We start from the raw sequence: 827 nt of genomic DNA on the forward strand, positions 1-827 counted from the left end.
TATTGATGTTCCATTATTTATCCATATCCGAACTATATTATCCGCATCACTATTTTGAATAGGAAAAAGCCTTTCTCCCGAATAACCATAATTTCTAAATGGCATAATCTGCTCTCTTACTGTCGAACAAGAAACAGAAATGAATATTAATAGTATAATTAGCTTTCTCAAGATGTGTTTTGTTTTAATTGGTGCCAACTCGTTATATCCACCCAAATATACACTTTTAAAACAATTTCTTTATTGGATAAAGTGTAACTAAGTTATTGAGGAGTGAATGTGTTAGAGTCATCATTAACCTGTCGAGTTGACTCGGTTTAAAAGTCAGAAAGAACGCGATGCAACCGCGCACTAGCGGGGATAGCAATAAACCATTCAATACGCAAAGAGGTGCAATTTATAAGCTTTTTGGGTATCCTAAGTCTACCGCTAAGAAAAGAAATGTTGCTAATCATCTCTAAAAGAGCAGCACAGCAATAGATTAATCCCCATAGTGCCAACCGACAAACAGCCGGGTTAGTCAACACGGCGTTCATGTTAGGCTCCCGAAAAAAGAAGTCGGGACGGGCTGTACCGGCCACACAGCTTGCCCCGATTTTTCATTGGGGAACGCTTAGTTATTATGCCACGTTTTTCTATTTTTTTAATTGGATTCTTACCGCGGGAACATAAAAATTTTCTTCTCTAGAAATATATTTATTCCACATTTCTTTTACATTTCTAGTGCTACCAAGATAAGCTTCCAAAAATGTGTTTTTTTTAGCACGAGCAACACCAAATACAATATTTGAACTTTTGGCAATATACCCGGCGAATATTTGTGATTT

The 827-nt window shown here is 36.6% G+C and carries 1 protein-coding gene; it reads right to left on the bottom strand.

Features of this window, described 5'->3' with window-relative positions:
* Positions 1-635: 635 nt before the first annotated feature.
* A partial coding sequence (locus ACFSQ0_RS07335; RefSeq protein WP_379046336.1) for a hypothetical protein occupies positions 636-827 on the bottom strand: 192 nt, incomplete at its 5' end.

It is taken from the genome of Mesonia sediminis (genome assembly GCF_042684705.1).
In the GTDB taxonomy this organism is placed as follows: domain Bacteria; phylum Bacteroidota; class Bacteroidia; order Flavobacteriales; family Flavobacteriaceae; genus Mesonia; species Mesonia sediminis.